Genomic DNA, 806 nt, shown 5'->3' with positions numbered 1-806 from the left:
CTTCCACAATGCGCTCGACGAGAACCTCATGGCGGCGCTGACCAAGGCCAAGACATCCGAGCAGGCGATGGCCGATACCGAGGCGGAGTGGAAGAAGATCGTGCGGCGCACCGGCGAGGACAAACTGCTCGAAGCCATCAAGACCAACAAGGAGGCCTGGCCGACAGTTCTCGACCCGATCGTCTGATCCATCTCCCTGGATCACATCGAAGGAGGGGAGGAGCCTGCTTTTCCCCTCCGCCCACAGCGCCACCAGCAAAGCCGCCAGATGAAGCGTTCCGTTCCTTTCCTGATATTCCGCTATGCCGCGATCTTCGCGGCCATGGCGGTGACGCTGGTGCCGATCCTGTGGATGGTATCGATGGCGTTCAAGCCGATCGCCGAATGGTCGGCGACCGGCGCCGACCTGACCTGGTGGCCGAAGAACCCGACGCTCAGCAATTTTCGTTTCGTCTTCGGCGAGTCGACCAACAATTTGATCGTCGCGCTCGACCGTACCGCGCTGAAGCCGATCCTCGCATCGCTGCTGTCGGCGGTTTTCGGCACGGTGATCGCCATGTCGGCGGGCACTGCCGCGGCTTATGGGCTGTCGCGTTTCGGCTCCGGCCAGAACCTGCCGCTGGCGCTGATCCAACTCAGGATCTTTCCGCCGATGGCGGTCATGATCCCGGTGATGATCATGTGGGCTTTCCTCAACTTCACCGATAGCTGGTGGGGGTTGGCGCTGATCTACGGCATCGTCACCTTGCCGTTCGCCTTCTGGCTGATGAAGACCTTCTTCGACGACATGCCGCGCGAGATCGAGG

2 pseudogenes are annotated in these 806 nt (G+C 61.5%); both read left to right on the top strand.

From position 1 onward, the window contains the following. Window positions 1-187, top strand: a pseudogene (locus tag EN994_RS33620) (sugar ABC transporter substrate-binding protein); the annotation flags it as partial. 81 nt (window positions 188-268) lie between these two features. Further along, window positions 269-806 (top strand): annotated as a pseudogene (locus EN994_RS33615) (carbohydrate ABC transporter permease); the annotation flags it as partial.

This window comes from Mesorhizobium sp. M7A.F.Ca.CA.002.09.1.1, assembly GCF_003998555.1.
GTDB lineage: Bacteria > Pseudomonadota > Alphaproteobacteria > Rhizobiales > Rhizobiaceae > Mesorhizobium > Mesorhizobium ciceri.
This window is presented reverse-complemented; position numbering and strand designations above follow the sequence as displayed.